Source organism: Nitrosopumilus sp. Nsub (genome assembly GCF_001541925.1).
Classification (GTDB): Archaea; Thermoproteota; Nitrososphaeria; order Nitrososphaerales; family Nitrosopumilaceae; genus Nitrosopumilus.
In genome coordinates this window covers 71,057-87,068 of record NZ_LQMW01000023.1, presented here as the reverse complement: position 1 = coordinate 87,068, position 16,012 = coordinate 71,057, and the positions used below count along the sequence as shown (strand labels likewise).

At 31.0% G+C, this 16,012-nt stretch carries 22 protein-coding genes and 1 tRNA gene; 16 read left to right on the top strand and 7 right to left on the bottom strand.

The window, feature by feature from the left end; genetic code table 11:
• The first annotated feature begins 8 nt into the window (after window positions 1-8).
• The 9 genes from AW732_RS07400 to AW732_RS07365 all read left to right on the top strand — a co-directional run bounded on the left by AW732_RS07400 (window position 9) and on the right by AW732_RS07365 (window position 9,285).
• Complete coding sequence (locus AW732_RS07400) at window positions 9-536, top strand: peroxidase-related enzyme (protein ID WP_067960741.1); 528 nt, start codon at window positions 9-11, stop codon at window positions 534-536.
• 751 nt (window positions 537-1,287) lie between these two features.
• Window positions 1,288-2,157, top strand: coding sequence for a hypothetical protein (locus AW732_RS07395; protein WP_067960739.1), 870 nt, complete (start codon window positions 1,288-1,290; stop codon window positions 2,155-2,157).
• Window positions 2,158-2,244: 87 nt separating this feature from the next.
• Window positions 2,245-2,508 (top strand): hypothetical protein, encoded by a 264-nt coding sequence (locus AW732_RS07390; protein ID WP_067960737.1) that lies wholly within the window; start codon window positions 2,245-2,247, stop codon window positions 2,506-2,508.
• Window position 2,509: 1 nt separating this feature from the next.
• On the top strand, window positions 2,510-3,955 hold the full coding sequence (gene gatA, locus AW732_RS07385; protein WP_067960735.1) for an Asp-tRNA(Asn)/Glu-tRNA(Gln) amidotransferase subunit GatA: 1,446 nt from the start codon (window positions 2,510-2,512) through the stop codon (window positions 3,953-3,955).
• Complete coding sequence (gatB, locus tag AW732_RS07380) at window positions 3,952-5,358, top strand: Asp-tRNA(Asn)/Glu-tRNA(Gln) amidotransferase subunit GatB (RefSeq protein ID WP_067960733.1); 1,407 nt, start codon at window positions 3,952-3,954, stop codon at window positions 5,356-5,358. The genes gatA and gatB overlap by 4 nt, the downstream gene beginning before the upstream one ends.
• On the top strand, window positions 5,355-5,618 hold the full coding sequence (locus tag AW732_RS07375) for a hypothetical protein (RefSeq protein WP_067960731.1): 264 nt from the start codon (window positions 5,355-5,357) through the stop codon (window positions 5,616-5,618). The genes gatB and AW732_RS07375 overlap by 4 nt, the downstream gene beginning before the upstream one ends.
• Window positions 5,619-5,665: 47 nt before the next feature.
• Window positions 5,666-7,597: an AMP-binding protein gene (locus tag AW732_RS07370; protein ID WP_067960730.1), complete on the top strand. Its 1,932-nt coding sequence runs from the start codon at window positions 5,666-5,668 to the stop codon at window positions 7,595-7,597.
• A gap of 35 nt (window positions 7,598-7,632) precedes the next feature.
• Window positions 7,633-7,782 carry a hypothetical protein gene (locus AW732_RS08590; protein WP_156416088.1) on the top strand — a complete coding sequence of 50 codons (150 nt, stop codon included), beginning with the start codon at window positions 7,633-7,635 and terminating at the stop codon, window positions 7,780-7,782.
• A gap of 144 nt (window positions 7,783-7,926) precedes the next feature.
• Window positions 7,927-9,285, top strand: a complete 1,359-nt coding sequence (locus AW732_RS07365) for a pyridoxal phosphate-dependent aminotransferase (RefSeq protein ID WP_067960728.1) — start codon at window positions 7,927-7,929, stop codon at window positions 9,283-9,285.
• Here the strand turns inward: AW732_RS07365 and AW732_RS07360 are convergent, their stop codons facing one another.
• Both AW732_RS07360 and AW732_RS07355 read right to left on the bottom strand, forming a co-directional pair.
• Complete coding sequence (locus tag AW732_RS07360) at window positions 9,286-10,512, bottom strand: TIGR00300 family protein (RefSeq protein WP_067960726.1); 1,227 nt, start codon at window positions 10,510-10,512, stop codon at window positions 9,286-9,288.
• Between the two features lie 96 nt (window positions 10,513-10,608).
• Window positions 10,609-10,956, bottom strand: a complete 348-nt coding sequence (locus AW732_RS07355; RefSeq protein WP_067960789.1) for a hypothetical protein — start codon at window positions 10,954-10,956, stop codon at window positions 10,609-10,611.
• 72 nt (window positions 10,957-11,028) lie between these two features.
• Between AW732_RS07355 and AW732_RS07350 the strand changes: the two genes are divergently transcribed.
• The 3 genes from AW732_RS07350 to AW732_RS07340 all read left to right on the top strand — a co-directional run bounded on the left by AW732_RS07350 (window position 11,029) and on the right by AW732_RS07340 (window position 11,872).
• Complete coding sequence (locus AW732_RS07350; protein WP_067960725.1) at window positions 11,029-11,328, top strand: hypothetical protein; 300 nt, start codon at window positions 11,029-11,031, stop codon at window positions 11,326-11,328.
• Window positions 11,329-11,443: 115 nt separating this feature from the next.
• Complete coding sequence (locus AW732_RS07345) at window positions 11,444-11,668, top strand: hypothetical protein (RefSeq protein ID WP_156416087.1); 225 nt, start codon at window positions 11,444-11,446, stop codon at window positions 11,666-11,668.
• Window positions 11,669-11,872, top strand: a complete 204-nt coding sequence (locus tag AW732_RS07340) for a hypothetical protein (protein ID WP_067960720.1) — start codon at window positions 11,669-11,671, stop codon at window positions 11,870-11,872.
• Here the strand turns inward: AW732_RS07340 and AW732_RS07335 are convergent.
• The 3 genes from AW732_RS07335 to AW732_RS07330 form a co-directional block, all read right to left on the bottom strand.
• Window positions 11,869-12,093: a hydrolase gene (locus AW732_RS07335; protein WP_067960717.1), complete on the bottom strand. Its 225-nt coding sequence runs from the start codon at window positions 12,091-12,093 to the stop codon at window positions 11,869-11,871. The genes AW732_RS07340 and AW732_RS07335 overlap by 4 nt on opposite strands.
• 121 nt (window positions 12,094-12,214) lie before the next feature.
• A complete protein-coding gene (locus AW732_RS08815) occupies window positions 12,215-12,376 on the bottom strand; it encodes a hypothetical protein (RefSeq protein ID WP_172790425.1) in 162 nt (53 codons plus the stop codon).
• Window positions 12,377-12,478: 102 nt separating this feature from the next.
• Window positions 12,479-13,012, bottom strand: coding sequence for an HD domain-containing protein (locus AW732_RS07330; RefSeq protein WP_067960714.1), 534 nt, complete (start codon window positions 13,010-13,012; stop codon window positions 12,479-12,481).
• Window positions 13,013-13,095: 83 nt separating this feature from the next.
• On the opposite strand from AW732_RS07330, the gene AW732_RS07325 reads away from it, so the two are divergent.
• The 3 genes from AW732_RS07325 (at window position 13,096) to AW732_RS07315 (ending at window position 14,257) form a co-directional block, all read left to right on the top strand.
• Complete coding sequence (locus tag AW732_RS07325; protein WP_067960713.1) at window positions 13,096-13,632, top strand: cob(I)yrinic acid a,c-diamide adenosyltransferase; 537 nt, start codon at window positions 13,096-13,098, stop codon at window positions 13,630-13,632.
• 42 nt (window positions 13,633-13,674) lie between these two features.
• Window positions 13,675-13,748, top strand: a tRNA-Phe gene (locus tag AW732_RS07320).
• 128 nt (window positions 13,749-13,876) lie between these two features.
• Window positions 13,877-14,257 carry a hypothetical protein gene (locus AW732_RS07315; protein WP_156416086.1) on the top strand — a complete coding sequence of 127 codons (381 nt, stop codon included), beginning with the start codon at window positions 13,877-13,879 and terminating at the stop codon, window positions 14,255-14,257.
• Between the two features lie 505 nt (window positions 14,258-14,762).
• Here AW732_RS07315 and AW732_RS07310 read toward each other — a convergent pair.
• On the bottom strand, window positions 14,763-15,005 hold the full coding sequence (locus tag AW732_RS07310; protein WP_067960707.1) for a tetratricopeptide repeat protein: 243 nt from the start codon (window positions 15,003-15,005) through the stop codon (window positions 14,763-14,765).
• 273 nt (window positions 15,006-15,278) lie between these two features.
• Here AW732_RS07310 and AW732_RS07305 point away from each other — a divergent pair, with 273 nt between their 5' ends.
• The gene (locus AW732_RS07305; protein ID WP_067960704.1) at window positions 15,279-15,470 is read left to right on the top strand and encodes a hypothetical protein; all 192 of its coding nucleotides are present in this window, start codon (window positions 15,279-15,281) and stop codon (window positions 15,468-15,470) included.
• Between the two features lie 173 nt (window positions 15,471-15,643).
• On the opposite strand, the gene AW732_RS07300 is transcribed toward AW732_RS07305, so the two are convergent.
• A complete protein-coding gene (locus AW732_RS07300; RefSeq protein ID WP_253805599.1) occupies window positions 15,644-15,985 on the bottom strand; it encodes a hypothetical protein in 342 nt (113 codons plus the stop codon).
• Window positions 15,986-16,012 lie beyond the last annotated feature (27 nt).

Here is a 16,012-nt window from a genome sequence, read left to right as displayed (position 1 = left end):
ATCCATTTATGCCATTTGTAAAAGAAGGAGACGAATCAAATCCTGATGTTTCATCATTGTATAGAGAAATTGATGAAGAATTACAAATTGGTAAAATTCCAAATATATTAAAAACTACATCAATTGATCCACAAATTGCAAAATGGTTTTGGGAAGGTGTTAAAATTATTTTATTGCGCGAATCATGCATTCCAAGAACTTTGAAAGAATCCATTGCAGTGGTAGTATCAAATGCAAATTCTTGTAATTATTGCACACAAGCACATTCAATGTTGTTACAATTAATGGGATTTGATGATGATAAAATCAATGAACTAAAAAATAATTTTGAAAATTTTCCAGAAAAGGAAAAAGCTGCATTAAATTATGCACTAAAAATAAACAACTCTGCAAATAAAACAACCTCAAATGATCATAAAATTTTACATGAATTAGGGTATGATGATAAACAAATTGTAGAAATAACCTCTGTAGTTGCTGCTTTCAATTGGGCAAACATTATAGCTGATGCATTGGGCACAGACATGGAAGCATAGTTTTTTAGATAATTTTTGATCTACTAATCAAGTTTTTCATACTTTTTTAATTTTAACAAAAATTTATGAGATAAACCAAGCCAAGATTACAAAGGAAATGAAAAGAAGGGGGATTTGAACCGAACCGGAATTCATGTAATCTGGGCATAACTTTTGTACTAACGAAAATTGATGTTAAGATCAATTTTTTTATTCATTTTTTTATTTATGAGAATTTTTCAAGTTAAAATATTGCCATGGGTAATGCTGGACTGCGATAATTCAAACTAACGCATCTTTTGGAATTATCGCTCTACCTTGTGGCTCTAGCCATGGAATAGACAACTCGATAATCTTGTCCGTATTGTTTTGTTTTACGTTAGTTATGTTATTGAAAAGACGGATAAAGTTTGATTCAATTTTTAACAATCATCTCTGAATTATTTAACTTGGATTAAATTTTTTTTTATGTACATTATTTGACATCCATCCTCACAACACAATGTGAAAAAAATCTTGAAATGGATCGTTTTATTAAAATATTTTTTATCATTGCGATTAATTTTAAAAAATAATTCAAAATAATATTTAATTATAATTTATTAAAATAAAATGATTAGTAACAGAGAGCGGCACATTTGTACTCGTCTTCACCTGTACTGAATCAATTATTTTACTCTTACAAAGTTTGTTTATAATGTTATGTACTGTTATCATACACAAATTATTGATCAAAGTTTTATAATGGGTGACGTGATAACCTTTTTCCAACATGGATGAATTAAAAGTGAAAAAAGATTTTACAAACATCTACACACAAAAAACCCCATATTCATATTTGAAAGAAATGCAAATTTTACAATATAGAATTGCAGATCATACAAAACCACTGTACCTATCTCTTGCAGAACAACTTTATGAAAAACTGCAAAGACCAATCAATGTTTTAGATATTGGAAGTTCTTATGGAATTAATTCTGCATTAATGAAACATGATTTAGTAATGTCAGATCTTGATGATTTCTTTTTAACAAAAGACGAACCATCCATTACACAAACAAAACAATTCTTTGAGAAACAATCACAAAACGATCATCTGAACTTTTATCAAATAGATATCTCAAACCCAGCTCTTGTATTCTCAGAAAATTCGGGCTTGTGTGAAAAAGGAATATGCATAAATCTTGAAACCGATAATTCTAGACTCGCACAAGAATTACCTGAGGTAGATCTAATAATTGCTACTGGGTGTATTGGGTATATCGGATACAAGGCATTTTCAAATCTTTTTGAAGTAATTAAAAATCAAAAGGCGTATTCGCCTATTTCTGAATCCCAAAACATTACCCCTATCTTTGCATTTTCTGTTTTGAGAATGTTTGATATGGAAGAAATCAAAAAAACTTTTGACTCCTATGATTATTCTTTGATTAGTAGTGATATTGAACCAATCCCTCAAAGACAATTCTCAGATGATGGTGAGCAACATCAAACCCTTTCTCTGTTAGACCGCAAAGGTATTGACACGCAAAAATATGAAGATGATGGACATTTTTATGCTGACTTTTATGTTGCAAGTCCAAAGAAACTAGAACCCCAACTAATTACAATGTCTAAGACTATGGAAAACCTGTCCAAATAACGATCCATAGGTAAAATTTACCAATTTTTGAAAAAATGTGTAGTAAATATAGGAAGATGAATAGAAGAATCACATAGGTTAACGAATATGGTAGCAATAGAAGAAATAGAACATGTTTCAAAATTAATGAAAATTGATGTTGAGGACCATAGTGAATATTTGGAAAAAGTTCAAACAATGATAAGTTATTTTGATATCTTAGATTCTGCAGGTGTTGAATCCGAAGAAATTTCAATGCCAGAAATTCCAATTGAACAATTAAGAAATGATGAATACATTCCATTTGATGAAAAATTGATTGAAAAGATGAATCATTACAAGGGAACCTATGTAAGAGCACCAAAGATGTGATATGAATCTAAAAATCTCTGCCCTTGAATTTGTTGAAGAAGTAAAAAGTGGCAATATCACTGTTGAGGAATTTACTGCAAAAACAATTGAAAGAATTGATCAAGTTGATGATAAACTTCATGCGTTTTTATCTGTAAATAATGATGCAGTTGATCAAGCACGCAGCATTGACAAGAAAATCAAGTCAGGAGAAAGTGTAGGTGCATGTTATGGAATGCCTATTTCAATTAAAGACAATGTGTGCATCAAAAATAGTAAAACAACATGTGCGTCAAAAATGCTTGAAAATTTTGTTGCGCCTTATGATGCAACAGTCATCTCAAAATTAAAAAAACAAGATGCAATTTTAATCGGTAAAGTAAACATGGATGAGTTTGCTATGGGGTTGAGTACTGAATTTAGTGCGTTTGGTCCAAGTAAAAATCCGTGGAATACTGAATATGTTCCGGGAGGATCATCTGGAGGAAGTGCAGTTTCAGTCAGTGCCTTTGAATGTGTGGCATCACTTGGTTCTGATACTGGGGGTTCTGTAAGAAATCCTGCCAGTTTTTGTTCAACTGTTGGTTACAAACCAACTTATGGACTAGTCAGCAGATATGGTTTGATTTCATATGCAAATAGTATTGAACAGATAGGCCCTCTGACTAGAACTGTAAAAGATACTGCATTTATCTTAAATCTCATAGCAGGAATTGATCCAAATGACAATACCACCATTGATAACAAAAATGAAGACTATTTGGAAGGAATTGAATCTGGAATTGAAGGTAAAAAAATTGGAATAATTACTGACATGATAGGAGATGGAATTGATCCTGAGGTACTTACAGCAACAAAAGAAGCTATTTCAAAACTTGAGGGATTAGGTGCAGTATGTGAAGAAGTGTCATTGGACATGGTAAAATATTCTGTTGCTGCATATTATACAATCACTGCAACAGAAGCTGGAAGTAATTTGGCAAGATATGACAATTTACGATACGGATATGATTTTCCAGTAGAAGGTTATGAGTTTAATTCTTACATTTCAAAAGCAAGAAAAAATCTTGGACCTGAAGTAACACGAAGAATGATCATTGGAGGTTTTGTTCCATCTGCAGGTCATACAGGAAAATACTTCCTTAAATCTATGAAAGTTAAAAGTAAATTAACTAAAGAAATCAATGAGGTATTTAAGAAATTTGATCTTTTGATTGCACCAACAGTTCCAATTCAGCCATTTAAAATTGGAGGAAAAATTAATGATCCAGTATCTCTATTTTTAATTGACATCAATACAGCTACTGCAAATCTTACAGGAAAACCTGCAATTTCAATTCCGTTTAAGATTGTCAATGGATTGCCAATTGGAATTCAGTTATTGGCAAATTCAATGAATGACAAATTATTGTTAAAAGCTGCATATGCATTAGAGCAAACTGTGACTTTACCGGAGGTACCAATATGACCAAAATTGGTTTGGAGATTCACTGTCAATTAACCAATCTTGAAAGTAAGCTATTTTGTTCATGTAAGGCAAATTATAGAGAGTTTGAACCAAATGAAAACATCTGTCCAGTTTGTGCAGGAATGCCTGGTAGTTTGCCCCGATTAAATCAAGAAGCAGTAAAAAAAGCAACAATGATTGCAATGGCTTTGAATTGTTCAACTCCTGAAAAAATTGCATTTTTTAGAAAAAATTATTTTTATCCTGATTTGCCTAAAAATTTTCAAATTACTCAATTGAACATTTATGGCGATACCAGTGTTGGGGGTTCTGGTACTATCTCTGTTGGAGATAAAAAAATCAGAATCACTCGTATTCAATTAGAAGAAGATCCTGGGAGATTAATCTATGAGGGCAGTTCTTCAAAAAATCAAATTACCTTGGTTGATTACAATCGTGCAGGCACACCATTAGTTGAAATTGTTACTGAACCCGACTTTGAAACCCCAAAAGAAGTACGTGATTTTCTTAACATATTGTCAGATTTGCTCAAAAACCTAGGTGTTGCAGACCCTAGTTTAGAGGGAGCAATGAGAGCAGATGCAAACGTCTCTACTCGTGGAGGAAATAAAGTTGAAATTAAAAATATTGGTTCTTTTCATGATTTAGAAAAGGCAGCACATTTTGAGATTACTCGACAAGAAAGTCTACATGATAGAGATATCCCAATAGTTCAAGAAACACGTCACTGGGATGATAGGAGAAAAATAACTGTATCATCACGTTCTAAAGAAGAAGATTTGGATTATCGTTATTTTCTTGAAGGAGATATTCCTTGGGTCAAAATTAATCCAGAAATAAGAACTGAATTAAAATCAAAAATGCCTGAAAGTATTAGTTCTAAAAAAGAAAGATATGTTTCTAAATATCAAATACCAGAACAAGTTGCAGATGTTTTATCTTCAGATAAATTTTATTCTGATTTGTTTGAAGAAGCACATACAGAATCAAATGCAAAAGAAGTTGCAAATATAATTACCACAGAATTAATGGGTCTAGAAGATACTCGAGAAAAACGAGAAGCATCAAAACTTTCTGCAACCCATTTGAAAGATTTATCTGACGCAATTCAAACGGGTAAGGTGTCAAGAAACTCTTCAAAAAATGCATTACATGAAATATTAAAAACAGGAAAAAGTGTTTCACAAATAATATCTGAATTAGACTTGGGTAATGTTTCAGATGAATCAGAACTGCTGACAATTATTGATAAAATTATCTCTGATGAATCCCAAGCAGTTGAACAAGCAAAATCTAACCCTCAAACAATCAACTTTCTAGTAGGAAAAGTTATGCAGGCTACAAAAGGAAAAGCTGATCCTACACTAACATTAAATTTGTTGAAAAAACAAATTGGCATATGATAAATTTCTCCCTTGAAGACATAGAGTTCATCAAAATTTTAGCAACATCTGATGCGACTATTTTACAAGCAGGAATGAATGATGCTACAAGAAAGCGATTAGATGAACAAGTAGGGATGATTTTAAGGGAATATTATCATGAAAATACTCGAAATTTAGGCACAAAATATACTGAAAAATTATTGGAATGTGGAATTACAGAAGATGATGGTAAAGCAGCTATTGCCTGTGCTCGACGATTAGGCATAGATATCTCCTAAAACCAAAAAAATCTTTTTACTCTCCAGAACACTGAAAAAATTGAAACTTGTCAAATTTTGAATTTATTCCACAACCAGAACAATATCAAAACTCAAACATTTACCAATTTATGAAAAAACATAACATTTCATCATTAGAAGAATTATCTGAAAAATCAAAAAATAACTTGGAATGGTTTTGGGAATCTGTAGAAAAAGATATTGGAATTATTTGGGATACACCATACACAAAAACACTGGATGTTTCAAATGGCATCCCTTGGGCAAAATGGTTTGTTGACGGAAAGACAAATCTCTATAAATCATCTGTAGAAAAATTTACAAACCAAACTCCTGACAAAATTGCATATAATTTTATTTCAGAAGATGGTCTTGAAACAAAATTATCATATGTTGAATTAAACAAAAAGGTATCAAAACTTGCAAATGCTTTCAAATCTTTAGGGGTCAAAAAGGGAGATGTAGTTGCAATATACTTGCCAATGATTGAAGAAGCAATCATATCAATACTTGCTGCAGCAAAAATTGGAGCTGTACAGACTATTGTATTTTCCGGATATAGTTCAGAATCATTAAAAACAAGATTACGAGATTGTCATGCAAAAATATTACTAACTTCCGATGGGTTTCATAGGAAAGGCAAGGACGTATCCCAAAAAACTATCGTAGATAATGCAGTAATGGATACAGACATTGAAAAAATTATTGTTGTTTCTTACAAAGGCATTGATAAATTTGAAAAATCCGATAAAATTGAATTTTACGGTGATTTGATTTTAAATCAAAATGATACTTGTAATACTGAAATAATGAATTCTGAAGATCCATTATTCATATTGTATACGTCAGGAACTACTGGAAAACCAAAAGGAGTTGTTCACACTCATGGCGGTTTTTCTGTTTTTGCGGGTCATCAGGCATCATATTTGGTGAATATGGGTAAAGAGGATAGACTTTTTTGGCCTGCAGATATTGGCTGGATAACAGGTCTAGTTTGGAACGTATATGGACTATTATTGGTGGGGTCTAGTGCAATTATTTATGATGGTGCTTTAGATTTTCCAAATTCTAATAGGGTTTGGGAAATACTGTCAAAATATCAGGCAACAATATTTGGAATCTCTCCAACTGCTGTAAGATTATTCAAAAAAATTAATTCAAATCATCTCAACAAATATTCTTTAGATTCCTTACAAAATATTCCTACAACTGGAGAACCATTAGATGAGGACTCGTGGTGGTGGTTATTTGAAAATGTTGGAAATAAAAAAATCCCAATCATGAATTTATCGGGAGGTACTGAAATTGGTGGTGCAATGTTGTCTGTATTTCCTGGAATGAAATTAAAACCATCAACAGTTGGAATTCCAGTTCCTGGAATGGATCTGGATATTGTTAATGATGATGGGGATTCAGTTAGAGGGCAAAACGGGTATTTGGTTATCAAATCTCCGTGGCCTGGTATGACTAGAGGTCTGTTAAATGATGATCAAAGATACATTGAGACATACTGGTCAAAATTTGAAAACATCTGGTTCCATGGCGATTATGTACTAAAAGATGAGGATAACTTGTGGTATATGCAAGGTAGAACTGATGATGTGATCAACGTCTCAGGCCATAGGATGAGTACTGCAGAAATTGAACACACAGTAATTTCTCATAAAAAAATATCTGATGCAGCATCCATTGCAATACCTGATGACATTACAGGGGAGGCAATTGCGGTATTTTTTGTTCCTGAAAATAAAGGAGATGAAGATTTAGAAAATGAAATAATTGAACACATATCTAAAAAGATTGGTAAAATTGCAAAACCACGACTAGTAATTCAATTAACGGATTTACCAAAAACACGAACTGGAAAAATAATGCGCAGACTATTGAAATCAAAGATTTTGGGAAAACCTTTGGGAGATTTATCATCATTAGAAAATCCAAATATATTAAATGAAATTCAAAAAATTGATAAGAATTAAAAAATCTTATATCTTTTAATTGCTATATTATAGCGATGATTTCATCAATAGATAGTGAAAAAATTTCCTATATTCAAAAGAAAATTGATTCAATAGGCATACAAAAACAACTAGCATTTGTAGAAAAAAAAGAATTGGTATGGAAAGGAAGTGACACACTAAAACGTCCTAGTTATCATTTGTAAAAACAATGTATAATTTCATGTATGAATGCATTATTATTGAAAAATATGCTTAGTAAAAGATCAAATATGGGTTTAGAAAATCAACCCCTTTGATATCTTCTTTTTAACTTTGGAATAATAATTAAAATTTCATAATTTGAAATATTGAGATTCATAGTTGATCAACAAGTTGAGGATATTGAGATGCCTGAGAATTTAAAATTAAATACATTTTTACAAGAATTTCATTCAGACTGCACTCATCCTGAATGTAGATTTGGATTTTATGGATTTGCTTTTGGTCAATCTCCATTTCCTGTGCCTAGATTAATTCAAGAAGCATTAATCCAAAATGTAAACAAAGGAGAATATGCAGCAGTTCCAGGCATACCACAGTTACGAAATGCAATTTCAAAATACAATAAGCATTATTTTGGAATAGATGTAGCACCTGAGCGTATCTATGTGGGTCCTGGCACAAAAGAACTGATTTTCAATCTTTTAGAGATTTTACATGGCACTGTAATTTTACCTACTCCTGCATGGCTAGGGTATTTACCTCAAATTAGATTTTTGAAAAAAAATTTTCATATGCTATCATCTAGAGCAAATGGAAAAATTGCCCCAAATGATCTTAAACGTTTAGCATTAAGATTACAAGATAGACAAAAAATTCTAATTTTAAACAACCCTCATAATCCAACTGGAATGCTTTACAACAAATCTGAATTAGAAGAGATTGCAGATGTTTGTAGAGAATTAAACATTACAGTAATTTCTGATGAAATCTATGCTCAAACTACATATGATTTTTCAAAATTTGTCAGTATGGGAAAAATCTATCCCGAAGGAACTTTTGTTACAAATGGTTTATCAAAATCTCATGCTGCAGGAGGATATCGATTAGGATATGTAATATTTCCTCAACATGCAGTTGATCTTAAAGCTCAATTCAAAAAAATTCTTGCAACTGAATATACTGCAGTATCTACACCAATCCAACATGCTGCAGTTGCAGGTTTTGAAATAAGTCATGAAATGGATGAATATTTCAAAGTTACAAGAAATATTCATAAAATTATGGGTGAATATACTTACAATACGTTAACTGCTATTGATGGAATTAAAGCTACAAAACCTGAAGCAACGTTTTATCTTTTAGCTGATTTTAATGCATATGCCCCAGAATTACAAAAAGCAAAAATCACTACATCACAAAAATTATCTGAAGCGTTAATTGTTCATCCATATCACACTGCAATAGTGGGTGGAGATAGTTTAGTTTTGGAAAGAACTGACTTTAGTGCAAGAATTGCATATGTTGATTATGATGGCGCTAAAGTTTTTGATGCATATCAACAACAAACCCCCAAAACTCATTCAGAAAGAACTGAATTTGTTCAAAACAATGCGCCAAAAATTGTTGCAGGACTAATGATGCTTGAAAAATTCTTCGGGGTCCTCAAAAGAGATGCAGTAGATGAATTGATGTTATTAAAAAATAATCTAAAAATTCCAAATTAATTATTTTGATCTTTTTTTGATTTGTTGGGCAACCATTGGCAAAAATGCACCCACATCAGAGACAATTCCAAGTGCTTGCCATGTACCTCTATCCATTAATTTGGTAACTGTTGGTTGACTGATATCTACAACAATTACCTTGACATTTGCGGGTAACATGTTTCCAGTTGCAATTGAGTGTAACATTGTAGAAATCATAATTACCATATCTGCTCCTTTGAGAACTTTTTTGTATTGTTTTTGAGCTTCTGCAACATCAGTAATTACATCAGGTAATGGCCCATCATCTCTAATTGAACCTGCTAAAACAAATGGAACTTTATTTTTAACACATTCATACATTATTCCTTTTGTCAATTTTTTAGTTTTTACCATATTGGCAATTGAACCTGCTTTGAAAACTGCATTAATGGTATCCATGTGATTTCTGTGACCATGAAATGCCAATGTGGCATCCTTTACATTCATTCCCAATGAAGTTCCAAGGGTTGCATATTCAATATCATGAACAGCTAATGCATTACCTGCCAAAACTCCGTCAATATACCCTGATCTGATTAATTCTGAAACTGAATCATCAGCACCTGTATGTACAATTGCAGGACCGCCAACAATTACAATTTTACCGCCTTTCTTTTTTGTATTGTAGATATCATCAGCTACTTGTTTTGCAATGTGTTGTGTTGGTCTTTCACTAGAACTGGCACTACCCATAAATTCAAAGACGTTAACTCCTTCTCTTGGGCGTTCTGGAGGATTTATTTTAATTCCTGCTTCTCCCACAATAATTTGATCATCTTTTTTTACATCTCTAAAAGGAACACAAAATGCCTTGTTGCCTTTTACAACAATACATTTGTCCATCATCATGTTTTCAACTGAAATCCATTTTCCTTTAAGATAGACTTGGGTATGATTGTTAGTGGTACTGTAAAAGTTGTCTGGCATGACATAATTTTTTGGTGCTTTTTTTAATTGAATTTCTTTTTGGACTTTGGATACTGCACCTTCACGATAAACTGTTTTTAGAATCTCATCCAAATGTATTTGATTTTTACCTGTAATTGTTAATTTTGCATAAGAGTGATCTTTTTTCTTTACACCAATATTGATTTCATCAACGTTAAACTCTCCTTTCAAATCCATAATCTTATCAAAAATCTTAGTAAGAATGGATGAATCTATTAAATGTCCACTAACCTCAATCTCTTGGGAAAATTTACTCATTTTGATACTAATTCATCATGATAACTAAAGGTTTTCTTTGTATAATTATATTAGAATTGACTTTCAGCTCTAAAATCCATGTCTAAATTATAAAATTTACACAGGTAGTATGACTTTTCCTTCAAATTTTGGAATATTGTCTTTTACAAATGCTTTTTCCAAATTTTCTTTTTGTAATTTTGTAACTCCTTGAACTATTGTCTTTGAAGATCCGGTACTATCAACTAAGGCCAAAATATAACCACTGTTATCAGTTAAGATAAAACCTGCAGATTCATCAACAAATGCATACAGATTTTCTTCACCTACGGGTTTCCAGATATTGGATTTTGAATCAGCTAAGGCCAATGCAGGCATTGCTTTTCCATCAGTTAATGTATTAAGATACTCTCGAGCTTCTGCTACTCTCTTTTGTCCAAGTTTTAGCGCTTGAAAATACTGCATATCCATCAAAATATTTGATTGTTATAAAAACATCACAAAAGATAGTTATAGAAACCATGCCTCATATCTTTGATGCCACTAACAAATCCTGTTATCATCAAACTCAATGAAATTACTACTTTTGTTCAAGATAAATCAAAATTAACCGAAGTTGAAGTTGTAGAAATTAAGAAAATTTTCAAGGAATTAGTAAAAAATGGAGAAAGATACGATGTGGATGAAATTGAATTCTGGTTTGAAAATGAAGGGAGTTGGAATACTAAAGAACCACGTGTGAGAATTACCAATCTTTCAAGTTATGTACAAGATAAACATCAACAAACAGCTCATCTGAGAATAATTTCTGATGATGATTGTAGTTGTGGAAATTAGATTTTAATTAAAATTCTTGAATTAATCAATTTTTTATCTGGATTGATAGATGTATTTCCATTTAAAATAGCATATTTGCCAATATGCTTAAGTTCACACAAAAATTATAGATTTATTGAATAATAGGCAAATAGGATTGTCATCAATTATTGCTTCAATAGTTATTGGGATTATTACACTGGGTCTGGATGTTTTGCCTGAATATATGATATTTCCACTTTTGATAATTAGTGGTATTGGATTGATTTTAGGCATAGTTTTACTAAATTACAAAGCAAAACATTCCAAACGGGACAAGAGTAAATTCAAAAGAACAAATACTAAATCATGGGATACCTAATTGATAAAACTGGAAAATTACAATAATGATTCAGATAGGTATGAAACAATCTCAATTGAATCAAAAGTTAGAGAAGGGGTTTTTCATAAAGTTGTAAAAGATTTAGAAACGGGAAAAGCTGTTTCATGTTCTTGTAAATGCTGGAGTAAAGGAAACAAACCTTGTTTTGGTATGAAAACAATTGGTTATTCTGAATCTGATTAAATTTCTAATTGCTCCAATAACCTGCCTACAATTTTGGAATTTTCATTTCTTTCATCTAGAATTTCTTTAATTCTTTTTTCATTTTTTGTCGAATCTGTGATTATTTGAAAATATTCTTCATCTAGATTGTTGTTTGTTTGTAATCGTTTAATCACTTCAAATAATATTCCAATTACTTGTTTTTGGGCATCAATTAATTCATCTTTTTCAGTTTCAGACATTTATTCTTCTTCAATAATCTTCGTAAAAAATTCTTCTAGTTTCATCAAATTCATCAAAATTAACTCCTTTTGGAGGGTATCTTTTGTGTTATTTTACTAGATAAATCGTAAATTAAAAAAATTAACGATATTTTGCACTGCCTATACTTCTATTATTTTTCTGTGGTTTTGAATGTGCTTTTACCATATGTCTCATTGTTCTTTCAGGATCAGAGAATTTCATATGACATATTTTACACTCTGTATCCGTAATTTCTTTAGATTTTTTTTTAAATAGATTCAACTAATCAAGGTAAATTTTGAGTGTTAATAAATTAATAATTTCTAACATTCTTTAATCAACCCCTATCGATTTTTCTAAAATAAAAAATTTTTTTTATTTAGATTAATCTTGCAAAATTCGATTCAATAATTGTTTTAATTTTTCATCAGTAATGTTGGATTTGGCAGATTCTAAAAACGGTTCAATATCTCCAAGAGATTTACCGTTTTTTTCATACATCTTTGCTTGAAGCGCCATTTCTAATCTATCTACTTGATGAACAAGTTGAGATTCTTTAGAATTATTATTTTGATACTCTTTCCAAATTTCTACATATTGTGATTTTAGCACGTTCGGTAATTGACAAATTATTTTTTCAAATGCTTCATTTTCAATTTTTTTCTTATTTTCACAAGTCATTTGTTCAGGTGTAATATCGCCAATTTTTGATTCTGCCAAATCATGCAGCAAGGTCATTTTAAGAATTTTTTCAGTATCATAATTTTCTAAATCCGATATTATCATGGCCATCATTGCCATGGAATAACTATGATCAGCCACAGATTCAGGGTTTTGAATAGATAATTTATCAATCCAACCTTGTCTTTGTACATTTTTCAAATTCAAGGAATATTTTAAAAAGTTCAAAATCTCCATGGTATTACATTTAATTTTCTCCTAATGAGTTTTCATGTTTGATTTTTCGAATCGTATAATAGGTAAGAAGGAATTAAAAAATTATGAAAATCTATACAAAAACTGGTGATGATGGAAATACTGGTTTACAAGGAGATTTTAGAATTGCAAAATCACATCCACGTATTATTGCATATGGAACAGTAGATGAAGTTAATGCTGCTATTGGAGTTGTTTTAAGCAATGTACTAGATGACGATATAAGCAAAGTTTTGAGTAAGATTCAAAATGAATTATTTTTGCTAGGTTCAGATTTATCAAATCAAAATCTCAATGAATTGAAGAATAGAATTTCATTAGAAATGGTTGAAAATTTAGAAAAAACCATAGATATATTTGAATTAGAATTGCCTCCTATCACAAATTTTATTTTACCTGGAGGAAGTATTGCAGCTGCTCAAATTCATCAAGTACGAACCATTATTCGTAGAGCAGAGACTCTGGTAGTTCAATTAAGCGACAAGGATGAAATTAATTCTAATTGTATCAAATATCTTAATCGACTATCAGATCTGATGTTTGTAATGGGTCGTTTAATCAATAAACGAAACGATGTTGAAGATATTATTTGGAAACCATAAAAAGACAAACTTTAATGCCTCATCTAAAGTATTTTTTTTAGTGCCGAGGTAGCTCAGCCTGGAAGAGCACTCGGCTGAAGACCGGGCTGTCGCTTGTTCAAATCATGCCCTCGGCACTTTTACTATTGCAAAGAGCCTGACCAAATTTGATCGTAATTTCGTGCCTACAAGATTATTTCTGAAAATAGCCTTTTTGTATTCTGGTTGTAGACAATTTTATGTAATTCCGGTATTTTCTAAAATTATGAATCTTGAAAATAATTTAGATAGATTGCAAGATGAGTTAGTAAGTTACTACGAAATGCTAGATGACAGTCCACAGATGATTGCATTCAAAGTAAAAGAATTAGTTGCTACAGGGTGGAAAGATGAGCAACTCAAAAAAGAAGTAGAAGAGGAATTTGAAAATCAACAATATTGCATACAGATGATTCATGACTTGAAACAAGTCATAGAGTTTGTCAAAACAGAAAATCCTACCAATGAGGAACTGACAAAATTTACCGAGAAAACAATTAGGAAAGATCTTGACAGTAAAATGAAAGGTGACAGTGAAAAATCAAGTCAAGATTATCGAGAAAAAATGTTTTCAGATATGGATCGTTACAGTAGTTTTGAAAATTAAAATTATATTTTTTCAACAGTCGATTGTTATGTCAAATTCGTACTTTCAGCAGGAATCGTCGATATGTTTAGATTTCATTGATCCTAATGGTTTCTTAATAGTATGAGGATTATCTAATTGCCCTATTTTTTAATAGATGTGCATATCTGATCATCATACCAAAAGATAGATCTTCTACAAATCTTTTAGTAAATCATAAGAGAGTTGAAAAATATCAAAAACTTTATGAAAAATTTGATATTGAGCAGATATTTAATATTTGACTAATGGATTGTACGGGTGCTGCACTTGATAAGATGAAATATCTAAAAAAATTACCCTGATTACAAATTTGAAAAATATTTAGATGGAAACGGATTTGCAATTATTCATTAATCAAAAGATGAAATATTTAGAATTCATGTTGAAGGTTCATATCTTATCTGTTCTAAAGATGGAACTACACAATGTGATCATAAATCATATACTGCATTTCATCCACAATTTACTGCAGGTAAAAAAATAATCAAATTTTTTGATTCATAATATGTTCCACACTTATGCCGTATCCTAGCGACTTTGCTTTATCAAAACACATTGCAGCTACCTTGTAGTTTTCAAGTATTTCATGTAGGTCTCCAATAGTATACCAAAGATATGCATTAGTTGGGTCTTTTTTCAATATTTTCTCATATACCTTCAATGCTGCAGACCATTTTCCCATTTGGCATAACTTGTATGCTTGTCTGAATGAATCAAAATCTGTCATTGCTTTTCAGTTCCACAATGAATACACATGGTTTTAGATAATATCTCAAACCAAGTGAAATCGTGAACAAACCCATCTTTACATGTCATATGCTATGATTATCCAATGACATCATTATGATATTGATCAATTTTCTTGGCGATCAGTGTTGATAATTTGTAGATTCAATTTTCAGAGATTTGGCATGTTGTGAATTTGATCATTTTTGTGTCAAAACAGGTTTTTTAATCAAATTTCCAATTATGATAGAATAACCCTCTCTTTTAGGCTCAATTGAAAGTAATTTATGATCTTATGATTTGTAATATTTTAGGATGTAATGCAGAATCTTATTTTAGAGTACTATACTCTCATTACCATAAATCTAAAACTCCATTTGCAAAAGAAATCATGAGAGTATGTGAAAATCATGGCAAAATGATTGCAGATGAAGATACAGAAATAAAAATTCAAGTGTTACATTGAGAAAAATTGAAATTAAATTAAAGGACAAAGATTATTTTGATTTTCTTAGTATTTGTATCGAACAGGATTTATCAATTGAAGAGAATCTAAAAAATATCATAACATATCACTTGATCACCTATCGAAATAAAAAGAAAATAAAAAATAAAAAATTATTTTCTTAAAAATATTTTTTATGCATCTACTAAATTGTAGAAATTTTTACCAGAGGCTGATTTTTCCATAATGCATTTTACATGAAGAGTTTCTTTACCTGAATTAATATCGTCACGAAGTTTCTGATTAGAGAATTTCTTGACAATAGCAACACGAGTAGTATGAAATTTATTCATTTGATTGCCATCAATTGAAAAAAATTCTTTCATGGTTAATTTAACGCCTTTAGTAATTTCATCACCTTGTGTATAATGAGAATCTTCAATTTGAGTAATTGTAAAAGATTGACCATCTATTTTTGCCAGTGATGCTGAATTGCTAACTACTTGATAATCTGCTAATTTTGCTATCTTATTCACCTCCCAACACGATAAGATGAAATAAAA